Genomic DNA, 20,349 nt, shown 5'->3' on the forward strand with positions numbered 1-20,349 from the left:
AGGTGTTTCGATTCGCGAGAAGATGCTAGACTTCCCGGCCATGAAGCCGACCCGCCTGACTCGAGAACAAAGCAAGGATTTGACGCGCGAGCGTCTGCTGAGCGCTGCCCACGCCACTTTCACGAAGAAGGGGTATGTGGCCGCGAGCGTCGAGGACATCGCTTCGGCGGCGGGTTACACGCGCGGCGCGTTCTATTCGAACTTCCGCAGCAAGGCCGAGCTGCTGCTCGAGCTGCTCAGGCGCGATCACGAAGAGGCGGAAGCGGATATGCAGAAGATCTTCGAGAGCGGCGGCACGCGCGAGCAGATGGAGGCGCACGCGCTCGAGTACTACAGCCAGTTCTTCCGCAACAGCCCGGCGTTCCTGCTGTGGGGCGAGGCGAAGCTGCAGGCGACGCGCGACGCGAAGTTCCGCGCGCGCTTCAACGAGTTCGTGAAGGAAAAGCGCGACCGCTTCACGCATTACATCCTGACGTTCGCCGAGCGCGTGGGTACGCCGCTCTTGCTGCCCGCCGACGTGCTGGCGCTCGGGCTGATGAGCCTTTGCGACGGCGTGCAGTCCTATCACGCGGCCGACCCGCGGCACGTGACGGGCGATACCGCGCAGGAGGTGCTTGCCGGCTTCTTCGCGCGCGTCGTGCTCGGGCGCGCGCCGGACTGACGATGGCGGCGCGGCATTCGCGCGCGTGTCCGGCCGCCGCGTTTCGCACGGGCGTTTGACTTCGCCCGCCTCGACTTTTTTCAGGCGATTTTTCGCGCGAATCGCGTGCGATCGTCGCGCGTGGCGATCGCGCGCCGGCGGGCCTGCGTGGGGCGAATGAGCGATCGCGCCAACCGCCAACCGCCAACCGCCAACCGCCAACCGCCAACCGCCAACCGCCAACCGCCAACCGCCAACCGCCAACCGCCAACCGCCAACCGCCAACCGCCAACCGCCAACCGCCAACCTTTGATCAGCGTTCCAGGTCCGTGTTCATCCGACGATACGCGTCGAGCAGCGACGTCTTGTAGACGACGCCCGCGAGCGTCGGCTCGTCCTCGCGCTCGACGACGGGCAGCCGCTCGCCCTGGAACCGCATGAAGTGCTCGAGCGCCGTGCCGATCGGCATGTCGGGCGTGAGCAGCGGAAACGGCGTGTGCAAGTAGTTCGCCGCGCGCTTGTGCGTCGTGTCGCGCTTCTCGAGCAGATCGGACGTGATGTCCTTCAGCGCGACCGCGCCGCGAAAGCGCCCGGCGTCGTCCGTCACGTACAGGTACTTGACCGGGTATTCGAGGAACACGCGCGTCATGTCGGCGACGCTCGCCGTGAGCGGCACGACGGTCGCGGCCGGCTGGATCAGGTCGCGCATCTGCGCGGCGCGCAGCCGCGTGCGCTCCTCGTCGTCGCGGTGCCGGTGCAGCGTGATCTCGTACATCGACGTCCTGCCGAGCGCGCGCGCCGCGAAATACGCAACGACGCACGACACCATCAGCGGCAGCACGACCTGATAGCTGAGCGTCATCTCGAAGATCATCAGGATCGCCATCAGCGGCGCTTGCGTCGCGCCCGCGAGGAACGCGCCCATGCCGACGATCGCGTACGCGTACCACGCGGACACGTGCTCGGGCAAAAGCGCGTGCAGCGCGATGCCGAACAGCGAGCCGGCCACGGCGCCGACGAAGAGCGTCGGCGTGAAAATGCCGCCGACCGCGCCCGAGCCCGCCGTCGCCGCGGTCGCGATCAGCTTGAAGACGAGCACCGCGACGAGCGCCTGCCAGGTCCACGGCGAATGCAGGATCGCGTTGACGACGCTGTAGCCGTTGCCCCAGACGTCGGGCACCCACACCGAGATCACGCCGACGACGAGGCCGCCTGCCGCGAGCCGCACCGGCAGCGGCGCGGGCAGGCGCCTGAACTGCGTCTTCGACAGCTCGAGCAGGCGCAGGAACTGCGGCGCGGCCGCGCCGCACAGGAGGCCGAGCGCGACGAAGAACAGCACCTCCCAGCCGGCCACGGCGGGAAACACGGGCATCTCGTAAGGCGGCTTGTAGCCGGCGAACTCGCGCATCACGATGTTCGCGACGACCGACGCGACGACGACGGGCCCGAAGCTTTCCATCGCGATCGAGCCGAGCACGATCTCGCAGACGAAGAACGCGCCCGCGATCGGCGCGTTATACGCGGACGTGATCCCCGCCGCCGCGCCGCACGCGACGAGCAGGCGCAGCCGCGGCGGATCGAAGTGCGTGAAGCGCCCGACGAGCGACGCGGCGAGCGCGGCCAGCTGCACCATCGGGCCTTCGCGGCCGATCGAGCCGCCGCTGCCGATCGTGAGGAGCGACGACGCGCTGCGCCATAAGCTCTGCCGCACGGGCACGACGCCGTCGCCGAGCGCGACGGCTTCCATGTAGTCGGTCTTGCTCTGCTTGCGTGCGCCGTGCTGCGCGACGAGCAGCACGCAGCCCGCGAGGAAGCCGCCCGCGGCCGGCAGCCAGAAGCGGATCTGCCACGGCAGGCGCTTCGCCATCTCGGTGAAGCTGCCGCTCGTGCCGGAAACCGCGCGCTGGATCAGCTCGATCCCTTCGCGGAACGCAACCGTCGCGAGCGCGCCGCCGATGCCGACGATCACCGACCACACGAGCATCGTGTGCGCGTCGGACAGCCGAAACAGGGTTTGCGCGCGGGTGCGCAGCTTGAGCAGGAACGAGAGCACGGCGGCAGTGGCCCGGCGGATGAAATCGAGCGGAAGAATAGCACCGCGCCGCGTGCGCGGGGCGAACCCGGCGGACGCGGCGCGGCGGCGCGGCGAGGAGGGCGGGCGGTCAGCCAAGCCAGCGCTCCGTCGCCCAGACGATCGCATAGCCGCCGAAAATCAGCCACGCGTAGAGGATGAGGCCCGTCATCAGCGCGCGGGGGCCGGCCGCGCGGATCTGCGACATCCGCGTCTCGATGCCGAGCGCCGTCATCGCCATCGTGAGCGCGAACGTGTCGAGCGCGTTGAGCGTGCCGATCGCGGCGGCGGGCAGCATCTGCAGCGAATTCACGACGACGAAGCCGAGGAAGCCGAGTGCGAACCACGGCACCGCGAGCTTGCGCGGCGCGCCGTCGCCGGCCGCTGGCGAGCGGCGCGCCGAGCGGGCGAGCCACGCGCCGAGCACGAGCAGCACGGGCACGAGCAGCATCACGCGGGTCATCTTGACGATCGTCGCGACGCGCGTGACCTCCGGGCCGGCGTCGCTCGCCGCGCCGACCACCTGCGCGACCTCGTGGATCGTGCCGCCGAAGAAGAGGCCGAGGCCCGTGGCGTCGAGATGCAGCCAGCCGGCGCGGTATGCGAGCGGATACGCGAACATCGACAGCGTGCCGAACAGCACGACGCTGCCGACCGCCATCGCGCTCTGGTGCGGCTTCGAGCGCAGCGTCGATTCGAACGCGAGCACCGCGGCCGCGCCGCAGATCGCGCTGCCCGCGGCGGTCAGGAGCGCGGTGTCGCGGTCGAGCTTCATCAGCTTGATGCCGGCCCAGGTGCCGACGGCGAGCGTGCTCGCGACGACGAGCGCCGACACGGTGAGCCCCGGCAGGCCGACCTGCGCGATTTCCTGCAGGCTCACGCGCAGCCCGAAGAACGCCACCGCGATCCGCAGCAGCTTGCGCGCGGAGAAATCGATGCCGGCCGCCCAGCTCGCGGGCATGCCGTCGCGCAGCAGATTGCCGTACAGCGCGCCCGCGACGATCCCGACGATGAGCGGGCTCAAGCCGAAGCGCGCGACGGCGGGCAGTTGCGCGACGCTCGTGACGGCGAGCGCGAACAGGCCGACGAACAGGATGCCGTTGAGCCGCCCGCGCAGTGACGGCGCGGCGGCGCTGAGCTGGGGAGAGGTGAGCGTGGACATGGCTTCGTTCGTTTCGTTCTCTGTGACGATGGGGCTAATCCTAAATTGGTTATATCGATATGAAAAATCGTGATTTGTAACGTAAAATATCCAAAAATCCGATATTTTCGACCGATGACCCCAGATCAACTGATAACGTTCGCGGCGGTCGCCGAGCACCTGAACATCAGCCGCGCGGCGCTCGCGCTGCATCTGTCGCAGCCCGCGGTGTCCGGCCAGTTGCGCCAGCTGCAGGACGAGTTCGGCGAGCCGCTGTACCAGCGCGACGGGCGCGGCGTGCGTCTCACGCCGGTCGGCGAGGCGCTCGCGCGGCACGCGACGCAACTGCGCGATACGTTCGCGCAGGCGCGCGCGTACCGCGACGCGGTGCGCGGGCTCGAGCGCGGGACGCTGCGGATCGGCGCGAGCACGACGCCCGCGAGCTACCTGCTGCCGTACCTGCTCGCCGCGTTCCATCCGCTCGCGCCGGACGTCGCGATCCAGACGATGAGCGGCAACACGTCCGACGTCGTCGCGGCGCTGGCGTCGCTCGACATCGCGCTGATCGAGGGCCCGCCCGGCGACGCGCTGCCGACGGGCACGTCGGTGCACGAATGGCGCGAGGACGAGATCGTCGCGATCGTGCCGTCGTCGCATCCGCTCGCCGCGCGCCGCGAGCAAGGCCGCGCGCGGGCGACGCTCGACGAGCTCGCCGCGTATCCGCTCGTGCTGCGCGAGGCGGGCTCGGGCGTGCGGCAGCTTGTCGAGCGCGCGTTCGCGCGCGCGGCGGCGCCGCTTGCGGTCGCGTTCGAAATCGCGGGCGTCGAGGCGGTGAAGGAGGCGGTGCGCGCCGGAATGGGCGTCGGCTTCGTGTCCGCGATGTCGCTCAGGCATGACGATGCGGCGCTCGCGATGGTGTCGATCGCGCCCGAGCCGCTCACGCGCCATTTCTCGATCCTCGTGCCGCATGGCGCGACGCCGTCGCGCGTCGCCAAGCGTTTTCTCGCGCTGTGCGTCGCGCAGGCCGATCCGGCCTGACGGGCGGCGCGGCGACGGCAGTCGCGCTGTCGGCGGCTCATCGGCCGCTCATCGGCGAGTGGCCGGTGAGTGACCGGCGAGTGATTGACGCGTTAGCGGCGGCCGCCGTCCGGACGGTCGCCCGGCGGGCCGGGCGCGGCGAAGCAGAGCGCGGCCGGCACCGCGATTTCGACGACGAACGCCGCCAGCAGGGCGGCGTTCGGCACGCGCACGCCGCGCAGCCGGCAATATTCGACGGCGGCGATGAAGGCCGCGCTCGTGCCCATCAGCGCGACGCCGAAGATCGCGTTGCGGCGATACCAGAGCGCCGGGTCGCGCAGCGTCGCGCGCGTTCTGACGCCGTAGAAGCGATTGGGGCCGACCCGCTTCGCCGCGAGCGGGATGGCGAGCAGGAAGAAGAGCGCGCTCACGAGCAGGTACGGGGCGCCATCGGAAAAATCGAGCATGCCGTTTGCTCCTGGGGGCGGACAGGCGAACGAAGCGCCACGAAGTACAACGAAGTACAACGAAGCACAACGAAGCACAACGAAGCACAACGAAGCACAACGAAGCACAACGAAGCACAACGAAGCGGCGCGATCGGCTCGTTGCCGCGGCGTCCGGGCGGTTTGCCGCTGCTTATTCTGCACCGTCGGCGCGCCGCCTGCGCGCGGTCAACGCCGCAGGTTCACCGTCCGCCGCGCCTAGGGATTTCCACTATGGTTCGCCTCGAACGCTCGGCGCACTATTCGTCCGTTGATGAATGGAACCGGTTCCATTCATACGGTTTCGACAATATCCCGATCGAGAAGGAGGCGACCAAGCATGGTCGACATCGTGATCGTCGCGAGCGCGTTCGGCGCGGACGCGGTGCGCCGCGCGGGCCATCGCGCATTCGTCGCGGCGGCGGCCGACGCGGGCGCCGCGGGGTTCGAGGTGCGGCGCGAGCTGTTCGCGTCGGACGACGACGCGGCCGCCCCCGCGCTCGCGCGGCTCGGCGACGCGATCGCCGCGACCGGGCTGTGGTCGGTGTATTCGACCCCCGCGACGCTCTACACGGACGGCGGCGATCTGAACCGCGACGCGCTCGCCGCGACGCTCGCCGAGGCCGACGCGCTCGGCGCGCGCTTCGTCAAGTTTCAGCTCGGCGGCTTCGCCGCGCGTCCGCACGCGGCCGAGATCGCCGCCGCGACGCGCGGCGCGCGCGCCCGCGCGCTCGTCGAGAACGGCCAGTTGCGGCAGGGCGGCGCGCTCGCGCAGTTCGAGTCGCTGTTCGCCGCGCTGCGCGACGAGCGATGCCCGACGCTCATCGGCATGACGTTCGACATCGGCAACTGGCTGTGGGCGGGCGACGCGCCGCTCGCCGCCGCGCGCGCGCTCGCCGCGCACGTGGAATACGTCCATTGCAAGGCGGTCGACGGCGAGGGCGCGCGCCGCTTCGCGGTCGCGCCGAGGCCGGGCGAGCGCTTCTGCGACGACGTGCTCGCGCTGCTGCCGCGCACGGCGCCGCGCGGGATCGAGTTTCCGCTCGATGCGGCGCGCGTGGCCGACGACGCGTCGACGCGCGTCGCATGGCTCGCGGCCGCATGAGATCCACCCACTCGCGCCGGAGTCGGCCAAGCTCGACGCTTGCGCCGGCGCCAGGCCGTTGACCGAAGGAGTAAGCCAACACCATGCAAGCCCCGCTCGACGTTCTCACCTATGGCGAAGCGATGGCGATGTTCGTCGCCGCCGAGCCCGGCCCGCTCGACAGCGCGACGCAGTTCACGAAGCGCATCGCGGGCGCCGATCTGAACGTCGCGATCGGCCTTGCGCGCCTCGGCTTTCGGGTCGGCTGGATCAGCCGCGTCGGTGCCGATTCGTTCGGCCGCTACGTGCTCGACACGCTCGCGCGCGAGCGCGTCGACGCGTCGTGCGTGACGATCGACGCGCGCTATCCGACGGGCTTCCAGCTGAAGTCGCGCGCGACCGACGGCGCGGACCCGGCAGTCGAATATTTCCGCAAGGGCTCGGCCGCGAGCCGCCTGTCGCTCGACGACTACGCGCCCGGTTACGCGCTCGGCGCGCGCCACCTGCACCTGACGGGCGTCGCGCCGGCGCTGTCCGATTCGTCGCGCGAGCTCGCGTTCCACCTCGCGCGCACGATGCGCGCGGCGGGCAAGACGGTGTCGTTCGATCCGAACCTGCGGCCGACGCTGTGGCCGTCCGCGCACGAAATGGCGCGCACGCTGAACGCGCTCGCCGAGCAGGCGGACTGGGTGCTGCCGGGCCTCGCCGAGGGGCGTCAGCTGACGGGCCTCGACACGCCCGCGGATATCGCGGGCTTCTACATCGAGCGGGGCGCGCGCGGCGTGGTCGTCAAGCTCGGCGCGGCGGGCGCGTACTTCCGCACGGACGACGGCCGCGAAGGCACGGTCGCGGCCGAGCGCGTCGAGCACGTCGTCGACACGGTCGGCGCGGGCGACGGCTTCGCGGTCGGCGTGGTGAGCGCGTTGCTCGAAGGCCGCGCGATCGACGACGCGGTGGCGCGCGGCAACCGGATCGGCGCGCTCGCGATCCAGGTAATCGGCGACTCGGAAGGATTGCCTTTGCGCGCGCAGCTCGATCGGATCGAAAATCTGAGCAATGCGCCGGATCGGCTAGAGGCGCCGCTCGTCCGATAAGCCGCCCGTCCCGACGCAGGACGGGCACAATCGCGGCGAATCCCCGCGTTTCATACGGCGCCGCACGACACTGGAGACTCACATCATGCCCGCAACGCTCGCGCTTCGCCGCTGGTGGACGATCATGCCGATCGTCTTCGTCACGTACAGCCTCGCTTATCTCGACCGCGCGAACTACGGCTTCGCCGCCGCGGCCGGGATCAATCAGGATCTCGGCATCAGCAAGGGGCTGTCGTCGCTGATCGGCGCGCTGTTCTTCCTCGGCTATTTCTTCTTCCAGATTCCGGGGGCGATCTACGCGGAGCGCCGCAGCGTGAAGACGCTCGTGTTCTGGAGCCTCGTGCTGTGGGGCGGCTGCGCGGCGCTCACGGGCATCGTGAGCAACATCCCGTCGCTGATGGCGATCCGTTTCCTGCTCGGCGTCGTCGAGGCGGCCGTGATGCCCGCGATGCTGATCTTCATCAGCAACTGGTTCACGAAGCGCGAGCGCTCGCGCGCGAACACCTTCCTGATCCTCGGCAACCCGGTGACGGTGCTGTGGATGTCGGTCGTATCGGGCTATCTCGTCCACGAGTTCGGCTGGCGCCACATGTTCGTCGCCGAAGGGCTGCCCGCCGTCGTGTGGGCGGTGTGCTGGTGGTTCCTCGTGCAGGACAAGCCCGCGCAGGCGAAGTGGCTCACCGACCAGGAAAAGCGCGATCTCGACGCCGCGCTCGCCGCCGAGCAGGCGGCGCTCAAGCCGGTGCGCAACTATCGCGAGGCGTTCCGCTCGCCCGCCGTCGTCAAGCTGTGCGCACAGTACTTCTGCTGGAGCATCGGCGTATACGGCTTCGTGCTGTGGCTGCCGTCGATCGTGAAGAACGGCTCGGCGCTCGGCATGGTCGCAACGGGGTGGCTGTCCGCGCTGCCGTATCTCGCGGCGACGATCGCGATGCTCGCCGCGTCCTGGGCGTCCGACAAGCTCGGCTCGCGCAAGGGCTTCGTGTGGCCGTTCCTGCTGATCGGCGCGGCCGCGTTCGCCGCGTCGTACGCGCTCGGCTCGGCGCACTTCTGGCTGTCGTACGCGCTGCTCGTCGTCGCGGGCGCGGCGATGTACGCGCCGTACGGGCCGTTTTTCGCGATCGTGCCGGAACTGCTGCCGAAGAACGTCGCGGGCGGCGCGATGGCGCTCATCAACAGCATGGGCGCGCTCGGCTCGTTCGTCGGCTCGTACGTGGTCGGCTATCTGAACGGCGCGACGGGCTCGCCCGCCGCGTCCTACGCGTTCATGAGCGCCGCGCTCGTCGCGGCCGTCGTGCTCACGCTGTCGGTGAGGCAGGCGGGCGCGACGCCGCCGCTCGCCCATCCGTTGCAAGGAAAGTGAATCGATGAAGCATCGCATCGTCGTCTACAAGCCGCTCCCCGACGACGTGCTCGCGTATCTGCGCGAGCGCGCCGACCTAACCATCGTCGACGGCGCCGACGCGCTCGCGCGCGCGCTCGACACCGCCGACGGCGCGCTCGGCGCGAGCCTCGAGATCACGCCCGAGCTGCTCGATCGCGCGCCGCGGCTGCGCGCATGGTCGACGATCTCGGTCGGCTTCGACAATTTCGACGTCGCCGACCTGACGCGCCGCGGGATCGTGCTCGCGCACACGCCAGACGTGCTGACCGAATCGACGGCCGACACCGTGTTCGCGCTGATCCTCGCGAGCGCGCGGCGCGTCGTCGAGCTCGCCGAATTCGTGAAGGCGGGGCAGTGGCGGCAGAGCATCGGCGAGCCGCTATACGGCACCGACGTGAACGGCAAGACGCTCGGCATCATCGGGCTCGGGCGCATCGGCGCGGCGCTCGCGCGCCGCGCCGCGCTCGGCTTCCGGATGCCGGTGCTCTACACGAACCGCAGCGCGAATCCGCAGGCCGAGGCGCAGTTCGGCGCACGCCGCGTCGCGCTCGACGAATTGCTCGCGACAGCCGACTTCGTGTGCGTGCAAGTGCCGCTCACGCCGCAGACGCGGCATCTGATCGGCGCGCGCGAATTCGCGAAGATGAAGCGAAGCGCGATCCTCGTGAACGCGTCGCGCGGGCCCGTCGTCGACGAGGCCGCGCTGATCGACGCGCTGCGCGCGGGCACGATCCGGGCGGCGGGGCTCGACGTGTTCGAGCACGAGCCGCTCGCGGCGGATTCGCCGCTGCTGTCGATGAGCAACGTCGTCGCGCTGCCGCACATCGGCTCGGCGACGCGCGAGACGCGCCACGCGATGGCGCGCTGCGCGGCGGAGAACCTGATCGCGGCGCTCGACGGCACGCTGGCGCGCAACGTCGTCAACCGCGATGTGCTGCAGCGCGCGCAATCGGTGTCGTAAAGGTGGCGCGAACGTCCGGCGGATCGCGCGCGGCATGTTCGCCGCTCGCGATGGCGACGGACGCAAGCAGGGCGGAAGAAGGGAGCGGTTCGTCATGCGCGCCGCGGCGCGTTTGGCGGACTTTTAGGAATGTTCCGAATCGGCTCCCCGCATCGTATCCGATGCGGCGAGCCGCGTGCGCGGCGTCGGGCGCGGCCCGTTTCGCGTCGAGGCCGATGCCGAGCCCGGCGCCGGGATTCGGTTGCCGAATCGTCAGCAGTCCGACAGCATGCGGGCTTGCCCGCGTACGCAGGATTCGATGCCGAGAACGCGATGATGCGCAACGCAGCGACCGTTCATTCGATTTGCGCCGCGCCCGGACGCCGGCGCCGCGCGGCCGCGCGACGCGCATCCGGCGCGCGCGCCGCGCGTCCCTCCACGCTAGAGGAGGCCGTCTTGGTACGGTCCGATCGCCTGCGTTATGATCGCCCGCTAATTGTCGCGCAGCCGTCGCGGCAAGATGGGCGCTCGTGCGCCGTCCGTAGCTTTGCCGGGCCGGAATCGGCCGACAGGAGACATCGTCAGTTGGCCTTTCCATCCAACAACAATGACCCGCCCGTTTGCGAGGCGGCGCGGGCCGCTCGTTACGAGGCGCCACTGTGAGCGATCCACGAACTCTACCGTCGCGTCCCGCGACGATCAGCGATGTCGCCCGCGAAGCGGGCACCGGCAAGACCAGCGTCTCGCGCTATCTGAACGGCGAGACGAACGTGCTGTCCGCCGACCTGCGCCAGCGCATCGAGGATGCGATCGCGCGCCTGAACTACCGTCCGAACCAGATGGCCCGCGGCCTGAAGCGCGGCCGCAACCGGTTGCTCGGCCTGCTCGCCGCGGACCTGACGAATCCCTATACGGTCGAAGTGTTGCGTGGCGTCGAGGCCGCGTGCCACGCGCTCGGCTACATGCCGCTCATCTGCCACGCGGCGAACGAGCTCGAGATGGAGCGCCGCTATCTGCAGTTGCTGACCACCTACCGCGTCGAAGGGATGATCGTCAACGCGCTCGGGGCCGACGAGAACGCGCTGAGATCGCTGCGCGGCGGCGGCATTCCGACCGTGCTCGTCGATCGCAGCGTCGAAGGCTTCGCGACCGACATGATCGGCCTCGACAACGAGGCCGCGATCGAGATGGGCTTGCAGCATCTGTTCGCGCAGGGCTTCCGGTCGATTCATTTCGTCGTGCAGCCTTTCGAGCACGTCAGTTCGCGGCGGCTGCGCGAGGCCGCGTTCCGCGCGCAGGTTGGCGCATCGGGGCGCACCGTCCATCCGACGATCGTGCTCGAGCCGAAGGGTCCGGAGTCGACGCAGCGCGCACTCGCCGAGCTCGACGCGCGCATCGAAGCGGCCGCGGGCGAGCCGGTGCGGCCCGCGATCTTCGCGGCGAACGCGCCCGTCGCGCTCGTGATCGCGCGGCATCTGCACGCGCGGTACGGCGACGCGTGGCAAAAGCGCGCCGCGCTGATCGCGATCGACGATCCCGATTGGGCGGAGCTCATCGGCGTGACGACGATCCGCCAGCCGACTTACGACATCGGCTATCGCGCGGTCGAATTCGTTCACGAGCGGATCGACGGCGGCACGGGCGGCTTCCACGAGGCGCTGCTGCCGGGCGAACTTTGCGTGCGCGCGTCGACGGCGAGCTGAGTTGAGTATCATTCGGGGCACGCATCGCACCGGTGCGGGTTCCGAACAAGGATTGTCATGACCGTTGCTCCCGTCACGCTGGCGGCGCTCGTCATCGCCACGCTCGTCGTGGCGTTGCTGCCGATCGGCCTTCATCGATTCCTCCGCAAGCCGCTGGCGCTCGACCGGCGCGACGCGATCGTCGGCGTCGCCGTCTACACGGTGTTCGCGACGCTGCTCGAACGCGGCCTCTACGCGATTCTGCTGAGCCAGCCGTCGGCCGTGCTGTGGCTGTCGAAGCCCGTCACGTTCGCCGTGTTCGGCACCGTCGTCGCCGCGCTCTTCGAGGAAATCGGCCGCTATCTCGGGCTGCGCTTTCTCGCGAAACGCTACGGCCCGTCGGACGGCGACGCGCGCGGCTTGTCGAACGGCATCGGCCACGGCGGCGCGCAGGCGTGGTTCGTCGGCGTCGTCGTGCTCGCGCAATGGGTTTATCTCGCGTGGCTCGCGAACCGCGGCGAGCTGAACGCGCAGTTGTCGACGATGCCCGCCGACCTGGCGCTGCGCATCCAGGTGATGCTCGCGACGATGTCGCCCGTGTCGGTCGCGGTGTCGGCGCTCGAGCGCGTCGCGGCGTTCGTCGTGCAGCTCGCGCTGTCCGTGCTGATGTGGCGCGGCATGCGCGCGAACAAGCGCTGGATTCTGCCCGCGATGATCGTGCTGCATCCCGTCATCGATCTGCCGTCGATCCTGTATAACGGCGGCGGCGTGCCGTTCGAATGGATGGTCGCGCTGTATCTGCTGCTGACGGCGGGCTTCGCCGGCGCGCTGATGAAACTGTGCCGGCCCGCGCGCGCCGCACGCTGAACCGAAACGCGACGATGGACGATTATCAATACGACTGCGCGAGCGCCGAATTCGACGAGCTCGCGCGGGTGATCTGCGATCTCTTTCCCGAGCAGACGCGCTTTGCCGAACGCGCCGACGAAGCGGGGCGCTTTCTATCCGTGCACTGGCTCGCGATGCGCTTCGGCGCGACGCCGCGCAAGACGACGCTCGACGTGCGCTTCGCGGGCGCCGCGCTGCGGCGCTATCTCGCGCTCAGGCCGATGCAGCGCGCGCGCAGCCACGCGGTGCTGCGCGCGTACGTCGAGGCGACGCTCGGCTCGCTCGAGGAACGGCATGCGGCGGGCGAGGCGGTGCCGCGCGAGACGACGCTCGAGCTCGGCGACGAGTTCGCGTGACGGGGGTTGCGTAACGGGCGTGCGGCGTGCGTGATCGCCGCGCGCACGATGGCGGCGGCGCGCGCGCAAACGGGCGATCGGCGGGCGCCGCGACGCATCGCCCGGGGCGCCGTTCCGATCCTGCCTGCCTGACTGCCTGCCTGACATCCCGGCGCAACGTCCCGCTCGAACCGCTTGCCTTGCTTCGCGACGTCGCTCTTCTCACGGGCCGAATCGACGTCCGGCTTCGATCGGTTCGACGGCCGGCCGTTTCTCGACTCGGCGCGCTTTCCTTCCATTCGTCTTTTTCGCGACATGCGCGCGCGATCGCGAGCCGCGATGCATTTCGTTTCGCCTCATCTCATTTCGTCTCGCTTCACCTCGCGGCGCATTCGCGCGCGACGTTTCATGCAGGCAGCGATGCGCTCGACGCGGCGTCAGGCATCGGGATCGTTGCGAAGGCCGGCATCTTTCGGCCCGATCGCATCGGGGCGCGCGGAAAAAGACGCGTCGCGCCGGCTTGAAACCGGACCCGCACGGGCATCGCGCTTGCCGAGCTTGCCGCGATGCGCTCAAGATGCCCGCATCGCGGCCCGAGGGGCCGACCGGTTGTGCCAACCGGCCGATCGACTCCGATCGCATCCGACGGTCGATCGGCATGACGAAAAGGGGGAATCCATGCAGATACGTCACGTTGCGTCGCGTGCGATGTCGGCCGCCGCGCTCACGCTCACGCTCGCGCTCGCGGCCGCTGCGTCGTCGAACGCGCGAGCTTCCGCGTCGTTGCCCGCGCTACGGGCCGACGCCCGTCAGGTGTCGGTGTCCGGGCTGTCGTCGGGCGCGTTCATGGCGGTGCAGTACCAGGTCGCGTATTCGGCGTCGGTGATCGGCGCGGGCGTGGTCGCGGGCGGCCCGTATTACTGCGCGAAGGGCAAGCTCGCGAACACGAAGAACTGCATGCAAGGCATGCCGGATACCGAGCAACTGATGACCAGGGCGCGCGACTTCGAGGCGAGCGGCCAGATCGATCCGCTCGCGAACCTGAAGCATGCGAAGGTCTATCTCTTCAGCGGCACGAAAGACGCGGTCGTGAGTCAGCCTGTCGTCGACGCGACGTGGTCGTTTTTCTGGCTGGCGGGCGTGCCTGCGGCAAATCTCGCGTACGTCGTCGACGTGCCGGCCGGACACGCGTTCGTCACGCCTGCCGCTGGCGGCGTGTGCAGCGCGAACGCGACGCCCTTCATCAATCATTGCACCGTCTCGCAAGCGGGTTACGACCAGGCGGGAGCGCTCCTTCAGGCGATCTACGGGCCGCTGTCGCCGCCCGTCGCGCAACCGGCGGGGCGCGCGATCACGTTCAATCAGCGTGAGTTCGCGCCCGTGGCGAGCGGGCTTGCGAAAGACGGCTACGCATACGTGCCGCGCGCGTGCGACGCGAACGCCGGCTGCAAGGTGCACGTGGTGTTCCACGGTTGCCTGCAATCGGCGGACGTCGTGCGCGACATGACGACCTACCGGAACTGGGCGGATGCGAACGATATCGTCGTGCTGTATCCGCAGGTGGCGGCGGATTTGCCCGTCAATCCGCAGGGATGCTGGGACTGGTTCGCTTATACGGGGCAGGAGTATGCGTTGAAGTCGGGGGCGCAGATGCGCGCGGTGCGCAAGATGATCGAACGGGTGACGTCGTCGCATTGACGCGCAGACGCGCAGACGCGCAGACGCGCTCGCGCGTGAAGCCGCGGCGACGCGGCGCGGGAGGGAGCAGGAAGGCGGCGGCGCGCATGCGGCGTGGCGTGCATGACGCTTCGCCGCCGCCCGCCGCATGGGGAGAGCAGCGGAGGTGCGCGCGGCGCGCACGCGGAGTGTTCACGGCCGGCGCGGGCGGCGTCGTACCGCCGGCGCCGGCGTCAGTCCGCCTCGCGGTACACCTGCGCGAAGCGCTGCGCCTGCACGACGCCGTAGTCGCCCGGCGCGTATTGCATCACCCAGTCGCCCGCGTCGCCATGCAGTGTGTCGCCGCCCGCCGAGCGCGCGATCGAGAACGGCGCGTCCATCCGCTTCGCGAGCACGACGGCGGGACGGTTGCGGTACGCGCCCGGCGCGCCGTGCACGACGCTGTCGGCGGCGGGCAGGTACTTCGCGTCGAAGCGCTCGCGCGACACCACCCAGCGGTCGCCCGTCGAACCGGTGACGAGCGCGTCGCCCGCCGCATAGCGGTTCGGCCCTTCGAGGCTCATCAGCTCGCCTGCCTGCGCGGCGAATTTGACCTGGACCGTCTCGTTCTTGACGACGCGCAAGGCGTCCGGATCATTGCGGAGGTCGACGTTTTTCAATTCGATCATGTTGATTTTGTCAATAAAAGCGCATCACTTTAGCGCGAATCCAGGCGCGCGTGAACGCCGACCTTGCGGGCAACGGAGGCAGCGACGAATATGAAGTGATCGCGTCTCGATTTGCCGTCCGACTGTGTCGACCTGTCCGGGCGACGCCGGCCGTCGTTGCCGTCGCCCGGCGGGATCAAGGGGAAATCCATGCAGATGCGCCACGCCGCCGCGCGCGCGATCCTCGCCGCCGCGTTGACCATCGCGCTCGCCGCCGTGTCCGCGAGCGCGCAAGCTTCGCCGCCGCTGCCCGCGCTGCGCGCGGACCCGAACCAGGTGTCGGTGTCCGGGCTGTCGTCGGGCGCGTACATGGCGGTGCAGTATCAGGTCGCGTATTCGGCGTCGGTGATCGGCGCGGGCGTGATCGCGGGCGGCCCGTACTACTGCGCGGCGGGCAGCCTCACGAACACGGGCATCTGCATGGGACTCTTGCCGAACACGGTGCCCGATTCCGGGCTGCTGCTGACCGCCGCGCTGGGCTTCGCGGCGAGCGGCCAGATCGATCCGCTCGCGAACCTGCAGCGCGCGAAGATCTATCTGTTCAGCGGCACGAAGGACACGATCGTCCGCGAGCCCGCCGTCGATGCGACGTGGTCGTTTTTCTGGCTGGCCGGCGTGCCCGTGACGAACATCGTCTACGTCGCCGACATTCCGGCCGGGCATGCATTCATCACGCCGTCGGCAGGCAACGCGTGCGATGCGAACGCCGCGCCGTACATCAGCCATTGCAGGGTCGGTCAGTCGGGCTACGACCAGGCGGGCGCGCTGCTCGAGACGATCTACGGGCCGCTTGCGCCGCCCGTCGCGCAGCCGACGGGGCGCGCGATCACGTTCGACCAGCGCGAGTTCGCGCCGGCGTCGAGCGGGCTCGCGGCGGACGGCTACGCGTACGTGCCGAGCGCATGCGGCGCGAGCGCCGGCTGCAAGGTCCACGTCGTGTTCCATGGCTGCCTGCAGTCGGCGGACGTCGTGCGCGACATGACGACCTACCGGAACTGGGCGGATGCGAACAATATCGTGGTGCTGTATCCGCAGGTCGCGAAGGCCGGCACGCCGGGCAATCCGCAGGGATGCTGGGATTGGTTCGCGTATACCGGGCAGAACTATGCGCTGAAGTCGGGCGCGCAGATGCGCGCGGTGCGGGCGATGATCGATCGGGTGACGTCCGCGCGGTGACGCGCGTGTGCCGTAGGGGCGGGGTTCGGGCGGCTCGGGCGCGCGTGCGAGGGGCGCGCGAATCGGCGAGCTAGCGGCGGGCCGGTGAACGCGTGATGACCGAGCGAGCGTGTGCCGTAGGGGACGGTTATGGGGCGACGCGTCGGAGATTGGTTCGCGGTGCGTTCGCGAGGTTGCGCGCTCGCCCAACGCGCCGCAAGCGGGCGTGAGCTGACGGGAGCGTGTCGCGCGGGCCCGCGCGACACGCCGCGCGACACGCTTTTCATGCCGTTACTGCGCGGCGCCCGAGCTCGCGGCGGCCTGGCCGTCCGCCTTGCCCGGATGCTTGCGCGCGCGCGCCTTGCCCGGCTCCGGGTGCAGCCACTTGCGGAACGTCGAATCGGCGAGCGTCTTCTGCTCGGCCGGGAAGCTCGCGTACAGCGGCGCGAAGGCGTCGGAGAGCTTCTTCGCGCCGTCGGCGTTCGCCTGCGTCAGCTCGGCGTATTGCTTCATGTCGTCGAGCGCGGACGCGTTCTTGTTTTCCATCCGCTCGCGATAGAGCCGCGCCATCGTCGCGCCGTTGTCGCGCATCGTGTCGGCGAACGTCTTCCATTGCGCTTCCTGCTCCGGCGTGATCTTCAACTGGTTGTGCAGGTACGTGATGCGCTCCTCGACGCGCGCTTCATGACGCGCGGCGGCGGCAGGGGCGGAGGCCGGCGCGGCCGGCGCCGACGCGCTCGTCTGCGCGTGCGCGAGCGTGGCCGCCAGCGCGAGCGCGGCAGCAAAAGTCAGCGAGATCTTTTTCATTGGAGCTCCTGTGTGGTCGTCGGACGGGAATTCGGATGCGGGCGCGGCGCGTTCGACCGCCTGCGCGGCGCGCGTCCCGCGCTATTAGTAGCACGGTATCGGGCCGTTGGGCGACGATGCGACATCTGCTTACAACCGAAACGAATCGAAATCACGCCTGTGCGGGGGAGGTTTCGGCAGGCGTGCGCGTCGGCGTGCGGCGGGTGGATCAGGGCGTGCGCGCGGTGGCGGGGCCGCGATCGGCGACGCCTTCGTCGAGTCGGCGCGCCGTGGCGCGAATCGGATCGCTTGCGGTGCGTGTCGGCAAGCTGCGAAAGCGCGGCGCCGATGTCTGGAATCCGGACGGCGGCGAAGGATGTGCGCAACGCGCTTCGGTGAATGGATGTCTCAACCGACCAACCGACCAACCGACCAACCGACCAACCGACCAACCGACCAACCGACCAACCGACCAACCGACCAACCGACCAACCGACCAACCGACCAACCGACCAACCGACCAACCGACCAACCGACCAACCGACCAACCGACCAACCGACCAACCGACCAAGTGACCAAGTGACCAAGTGACCAAGTGACCAAGTGACCAAGCCGGACCGACATCGACCGACACCGGCGCACGAGCGCGGCGTCCATCTTGCTCTCGCGCCCGCGCGCAGCGTCCCCGTCGCTTGCACGACAGCTCGGTACGGCGGATTCGGTCGAAAAGCCGATCGGTCTGTCGATCGAACGCGAGGTTGGGCGCGCGGCCGTTCGGCGCTATCATCGCGGCACTTCCATTTGCCGATTCGCCATGCGTCCACCCCGACTCGATCAACTCGACGAACTCGACCGCAACCTCGTCGCGCTATTGCAGGCGAACGCCCGCGCGAGCGTCGCGGATCTCGCGCGGCAACTGGACGTCGCGCGCACGACCGTGCTCGCGCGGATCGCGCGGCTCGAGCGCACGCAGGTGATCGCGGGCTACAGCGTGCGGCTCGGGCAGGACGTGCTCGACGCGAGCATCTACGCGTACGTCGGCATCATCCTCGCGCCGAAGTACGGCAAGGACGTGCTCAAGCGCCTCGATCGCATGCCGGAGGTGCAACTGCTGTGCGCGGTGAGCGGCGAGTACGACTACGTCGCGTGGCTGCGCGCCGATTCGCCCGAGCGCCTGAACGATCTGCTCGATCAGATCGGCGCGCTCGAAGGCGTCGAGCGGACGACGACGTCGATCATCCTCGCGCGCAAGATCGACCGCGGGACGATCGGCTGACGCGCCGCGTCGCCCGAGCGCGCGACGGGCGAGGACGAATGAGACAACCTTGACGAGAGGCCGGGATCATGACGACGAGCCAAACCTATTCGCGCCCCGAGCGGCTGCTGCAGATCGCGTCGTGGGGCATCGCCGTGGCGTTCGCGCTGTTCCTCAACATGCTGGGCAGCCTCGTGATCCGCGACATGGCGTTCGCGCCGCGCGGCGGGCCGCCGACGCTCGCGCGCTACGCCGACACGCAGGCGGACGCCGCGCTGCGCGCGTCGCAGCGGGAACTGCAGCGCGAGCAGGGCGCGCTGACGGATAAGGCCGACGCGTTCGCGACCGCCCGCAATCGCGCGCAGCAGGACTACGACCAGGCGAAGGAGAGCTTTCGCAACTGGATCGCGACGCGCAGCGCGACGGGCGACGCGAGCCGCAACCCGGAGGTGCTCGCGCGCACGCGCCAGCTCGACGAGCTGCAGGCAGCCGTGGCCGGATGGCAGCGCCGGCACGATCAGATCGCCGATCAGCTCGACGCGCTGCGCAAGCGCCAGGACGACGTGAGCGCGCAGCTCGCGCAATCGCGGACGCAGGCCGAGCAGCGCTTCGAGCAGGCGAGCCGGCGCTACGAGCTCGTCGTGTTCGCGTGGCGGCTCGCATTCACGCTGCCGATCCTCGTGCTCGCGGTCTGGCTGTTCGTCCGTTACCGGAAAGTGCGCTACTGGCCGTTCGTCTATGGCTTCGGGATGTTCGCGCTGACGGCGTTCTTCGTCGAGCTCGTGCCGTATCTGCCGAGCTTCGGCGGCTACGTGCGCGTCATCGTCGGCATCGTGCTGACGGTGTTCGCGGGCGTCTACATGCTTCGCGCGTTCCAGCGGTACGTGGAGCGCAAGCGCGAGGAGATGCGGCGCAGCCAGCGCGAACGCGCACAGGCGATCGGTTACGACAAGGCGATCGCCGCGTATCAGAAGAAGCTGTGCCCGTCGTGCGACAAGCCATGGAACCTGGGCGGCGACGGCGCGACGTTCTGCATCCACTGCGGGCTCAAGCTGTTCGAGCCGTGCGGGTGCGGCACGCGCAACTTCGCGTTTTTCCCGTTTTGCAGCGGCTGCGGGGCGTCGGTGAGCCGTGCGGAAGACGAGCGGCGGCGCGCGGACGACGCGTGACGCATCACGCATCACGCATCACGCATGACGCGCGGCCGGCGCGTCATGGGTCGTCATGGGTGTGTCATGGGTGTGTGGCGGGCGGCCGTTTGCGCGCGCGGCCGGGTTACGGCGATTCGATCACTTTGCAGGGCTTGTTGCAGTCCGTGTACCTCATGCACGTCTTGTTCGAGACGAGCCGTTGCAGGTTTTCCCGCGCGAGCTTCTTGGCTGCCGTGCACGCGTCGTGGCTGTTGCCCGGGACGACGCCCGTGGCCGACCGCCCGCGGTCGGCCTTGCACGGGTCGGCGGGCGCGCCTTCCTTGATCGAGCAACGCCCCTCCTGACTGACTTTTGCCGCGTGAGCGGCAGGCGCGGCGGCGAGCGACGCGAAGCCTGCGACGACGGCAAGACGGATCAGACGGCCTGCGTTCCGGGTGACGATTGTCATTGTTCTTCTTTCCAGCGAATGCGTCCGAGACCGGCCGGCCTCGGACGAGCCGGCCGCCCGTAGGGGCGCGGCGATGGGCCGGCGGCGCGCCGGAGCCGGGCGGGATCGATGCGTCACGGCGCGATGCGGCGCGACGATGCCCGCGATCGAGCCTAAGAAAGCCGAAAGCGTGCCGTCAAGCTGCGAAATCTGGTGGGCGGGCAACGCGCGTCGAATGGCGGCCGATGCCTTGCGGCGCGTCGCGGCGACATGGTGGCGATATGGTGGCCACGCGGCGGCAATATCGCGGAGCAGCACAGGCGGGCGGTCCGCTCGAATCGGCCGCCCGCCGATCGTTTTCGACGAATCGTCGAAAACGATCGGCAATCCGTCGAAAATTCGCGTCGATCCGCATCAGTTTTCGTCTAC

20 protein-coding genes are annotated in these 20,349 nt (G+C 69.5%); 14 read left to right on the top strand and 6 right to left on the bottom strand.

All coding sequences use genetic code 11. From position 1 onward, the window contains the following. Window positions 1–40 precede the first annotated feature (40 nt). Window positions 41–661 carry a TetR/AcrR family transcriptional regulator gene (locus WS91_RS19680; protein ID WP_038742865.1) on the top strand — a complete coding sequence of 207 codons (621 nt, stop codon included), beginning with the start codon at window positions 41–43 and terminating at the stop codon, window positions 659–661. A gap of 292 nt (window positions 662–953) precedes the next feature. On the opposite strand, the gene WS91_RS19685 is transcribed toward WS91_RS19680, so the two are convergent. Then, window positions 954–2,693: a ClcB-like voltage-gated chloride channel protein gene (locus WS91_RS19685; protein WP_082758243.1), complete on the bottom strand. Its 1,740-nt coding sequence runs from the start codon at window positions 2,691–2,693 to the stop codon at window positions 954–956. 109 nt (window positions 2,694–2,802) lie between these two features. Beyond that, complete coding sequence (locus tag WS91_RS19690; protein ID WP_038742867.1) at window positions 2,803–3,873, bottom strand: YeiH family protein; 1,071 nt, start codon at window positions 3,871–3,873, stop codon at window positions 2,803–2,805. A 114-nt stretch (window positions 3,874–3,987) separates the two neighbouring features. On the opposite strand from WS91_RS19690, the gene WS91_RS19695 reads away from it, so the two are divergent. After that, window positions 3,988–4,890 (top strand): LysR family transcriptional regulator, encoded by a 903-nt coding sequence (locus WS91_RS19695; RefSeq protein WP_038742869.1) that lies wholly within the window; start codon window positions 3,988–3,990, stop codon window positions 4,888–4,890. Between the two features lie 92 nt (window positions 4,891–4,982). Here WS91_RS19695 and WS91_RS19700 read toward each other — a convergent pair whose 3' ends face one another. Beyond that, window positions 4,983–5,336 carry an SdpI family protein gene (locus WS91_RS19700; protein WP_059577450.1) on the bottom strand — a complete coding sequence of 118 codons (354 nt, stop codon included), beginning with the start codon at window positions 5,334–5,336 and terminating at the stop codon, window positions 4,983–4,985. A gap of 358 nt (window positions 5,337–5,694) precedes the next feature. Between WS91_RS19700 and WS91_RS19705 the strand changes: the two genes are divergently transcribed. From WS91_RS19705 to WS91_RS19745, 9 genes are all read left to right on the top strand, one after another. Further along, window positions 5,695–6,459, top strand: a complete 765-nt coding sequence (locus WS91_RS19705; protein WP_059670829.1) for a TIM barrel protein — start codon at window positions 5,695–5,697, stop codon at window positions 6,457–6,459. Window positions 6,460–6,542: 83 nt separating this feature from the next. Then, window positions 6,543–7,532 (top strand): sugar kinase, encoded by a 990-nt coding sequence (locus WS91_RS19710; protein ID WP_059577456.1) that lies wholly within the window; start codon window positions 6,543–6,545, stop codon window positions 7,530–7,532. Window positions 7,533–7,617: 85 nt separating this feature from the next. Next, window positions 7,618–8,895, top strand: a complete 1,278-nt coding sequence (locus WS91_RS19715) for an MFS transporter (RefSeq protein WP_038742877.1) — start codon at window positions 7,618–7,620, stop codon at window positions 8,893–8,895. Between the two features lie 4 nt (window positions 8,896–8,899). After that, window positions 8,900–9,877 (top strand): 2-hydroxyacid dehydrogenase, encoded by a 978-nt coding sequence (locus tag WS91_RS19720; protein ID WP_038742879.1) that lies wholly within the window; start codon window positions 8,900–8,902, stop codon window positions 9,875–9,877. A 638-nt stretch (window positions 9,878–10,515) separates the two neighbouring features. Beyond that, entirely contained in the window at window positions 10,516–11,559 is a 1,044-nt protein-coding gene (locus WS91_RS19725; protein WP_038742881.1) for a LacI family DNA-binding transcriptional regulator, read from the top strand. A 57-nt stretch (window positions 11,560–11,616) separates the two neighbouring features. Continuing rightward, on the top strand, window positions 11,617–12,405 hold the full coding sequence (locus tag WS91_RS19730) for a YhfC family intramembrane metalloprotease (protein ID WP_059577459.1): 789 nt from the start codon (window positions 11,617–11,619) through the stop codon (window positions 12,403–12,405). A 14-nt stretch (window positions 12,406–12,419) separates the two neighbouring features. Continuing rightward, complete coding sequence (locus WS91_RS19735; protein WP_059577551.1) at window positions 12,420–12,782, top strand: DUF3022 domain-containing protein; 363 nt, start codon at window positions 12,420–12,422, stop codon at window positions 12,780–12,782. Between the two features lie 26 nt (window positions 12,783–12,808). Beyond that, window positions 12,809–13,285 carry a hypothetical protein gene (locus tag WS91_RS19740; protein ID WP_156432403.1) on the top strand — a complete coding sequence of 159 codons (477 nt, stop codon included), beginning with the start codon at window positions 12,809–12,811 and terminating at the stop codon, window positions 13,283–13,285. 154 nt (window positions 13,286–13,439) lie between these two features. Beyond that, window positions 13,440–14,459: an extracellular catalytic domain type 2 short-chain-length polyhydroxyalkanoate depolymerase gene (locus tag WS91_RS19745; RefSeq protein ID WP_059577465.1), complete on the top strand. Its 1,020-nt coding sequence runs from the start codon at window positions 13,440–13,442 to the stop codon at window positions 14,457–14,459. 212 nt (window positions 14,460–14,671) lie between these two features. Here the strand turns inward: WS91_RS19745 and WS91_RS19750 are convergent, their stop codons facing one another. Beyond that, a complete protein-coding gene (locus tag WS91_RS19750) occupies window positions 14,672–15,106 on the bottom strand; it encodes a PGDYG domain-containing protein (RefSeq protein ID WP_038742889.1) in 435 nt (144 codons plus the stop codon). 189 nt (window positions 15,107–15,295) lie between these two features. Here WS91_RS19750 and WS91_RS19755 point away from each other — a divergent pair, with 189 nt between their 5' ends. Next, complete coding sequence (locus WS91_RS19755; RefSeq protein WP_038742891.1) at window positions 15,296–16,321, top strand: extracellular catalytic domain type 2 short-chain-length polyhydroxyalkanoate depolymerase; 1,026 nt, start codon at window positions 15,296–15,298, stop codon at window positions 16,319–16,321. A 270-nt stretch (window positions 16,322–16,591) separates the two neighbouring features. Here WS91_RS19755 and WS91_RS19760 read toward each other — a convergent pair whose 3' ends face one another. Next, on the bottom strand, window positions 16,592–17,107 hold the full coding sequence (locus WS91_RS19760; RefSeq protein ID WP_038742893.1) for a Spy/CpxP family protein refolding chaperone: 516 nt from the start codon (window positions 17,105–17,107) through the stop codon (window positions 16,592–16,594). Between the two features lie 794 nt (window positions 17,108–17,901). On the opposite strand from WS91_RS19760, the gene WS91_RS19765 reads away from it, so the two are divergent. Next, window positions 17,902–18,363: an Lrp/AsnC family transcriptional regulator gene (locus WS91_RS19765; RefSeq protein WP_038743294.1), complete on the top strand. Its 462-nt coding sequence runs from the start codon at window positions 17,902–17,904 to the stop codon at window positions 18,361–18,363. 68 nt (window positions 18,364–18,431) lie between these two features. Continuing rightward, window positions 18,432–19,511 (top strand): zinc ribbon domain-containing protein, encoded by a 1,080-nt coding sequence (locus tag WS91_RS19770; protein WP_059577472.1) that lies wholly within the window; start codon window positions 18,432–18,434, stop codon window positions 19,509–19,511. Window positions 19,512–19,617: 106 nt separating this feature from the next. Here WS91_RS19770 and WS91_RS19775 read toward each other — a convergent pair whose 3' ends face one another. Then, window positions 19,618–19,941 (bottom strand): hypothetical protein, encoded by a 324-nt coding sequence (locus WS91_RS19775; RefSeq protein ID WP_059577475.1) that lies wholly within the window; start codon window positions 19,939–19,941, stop codon window positions 19,618–19,620. Between the last annotated feature and the right edge of the window lie 408 nt (window positions 19,942–20,349).

This window comes from Burkholderia sp. MSMB1498 (assembly GCF_001526245.1).
Taxonomy (GTDB): domain Bacteria; phylum Pseudomonadota; class Gammaproteobacteria; order Burkholderiales; family Burkholderiaceae; genus Burkholderia; species Burkholderia savannae.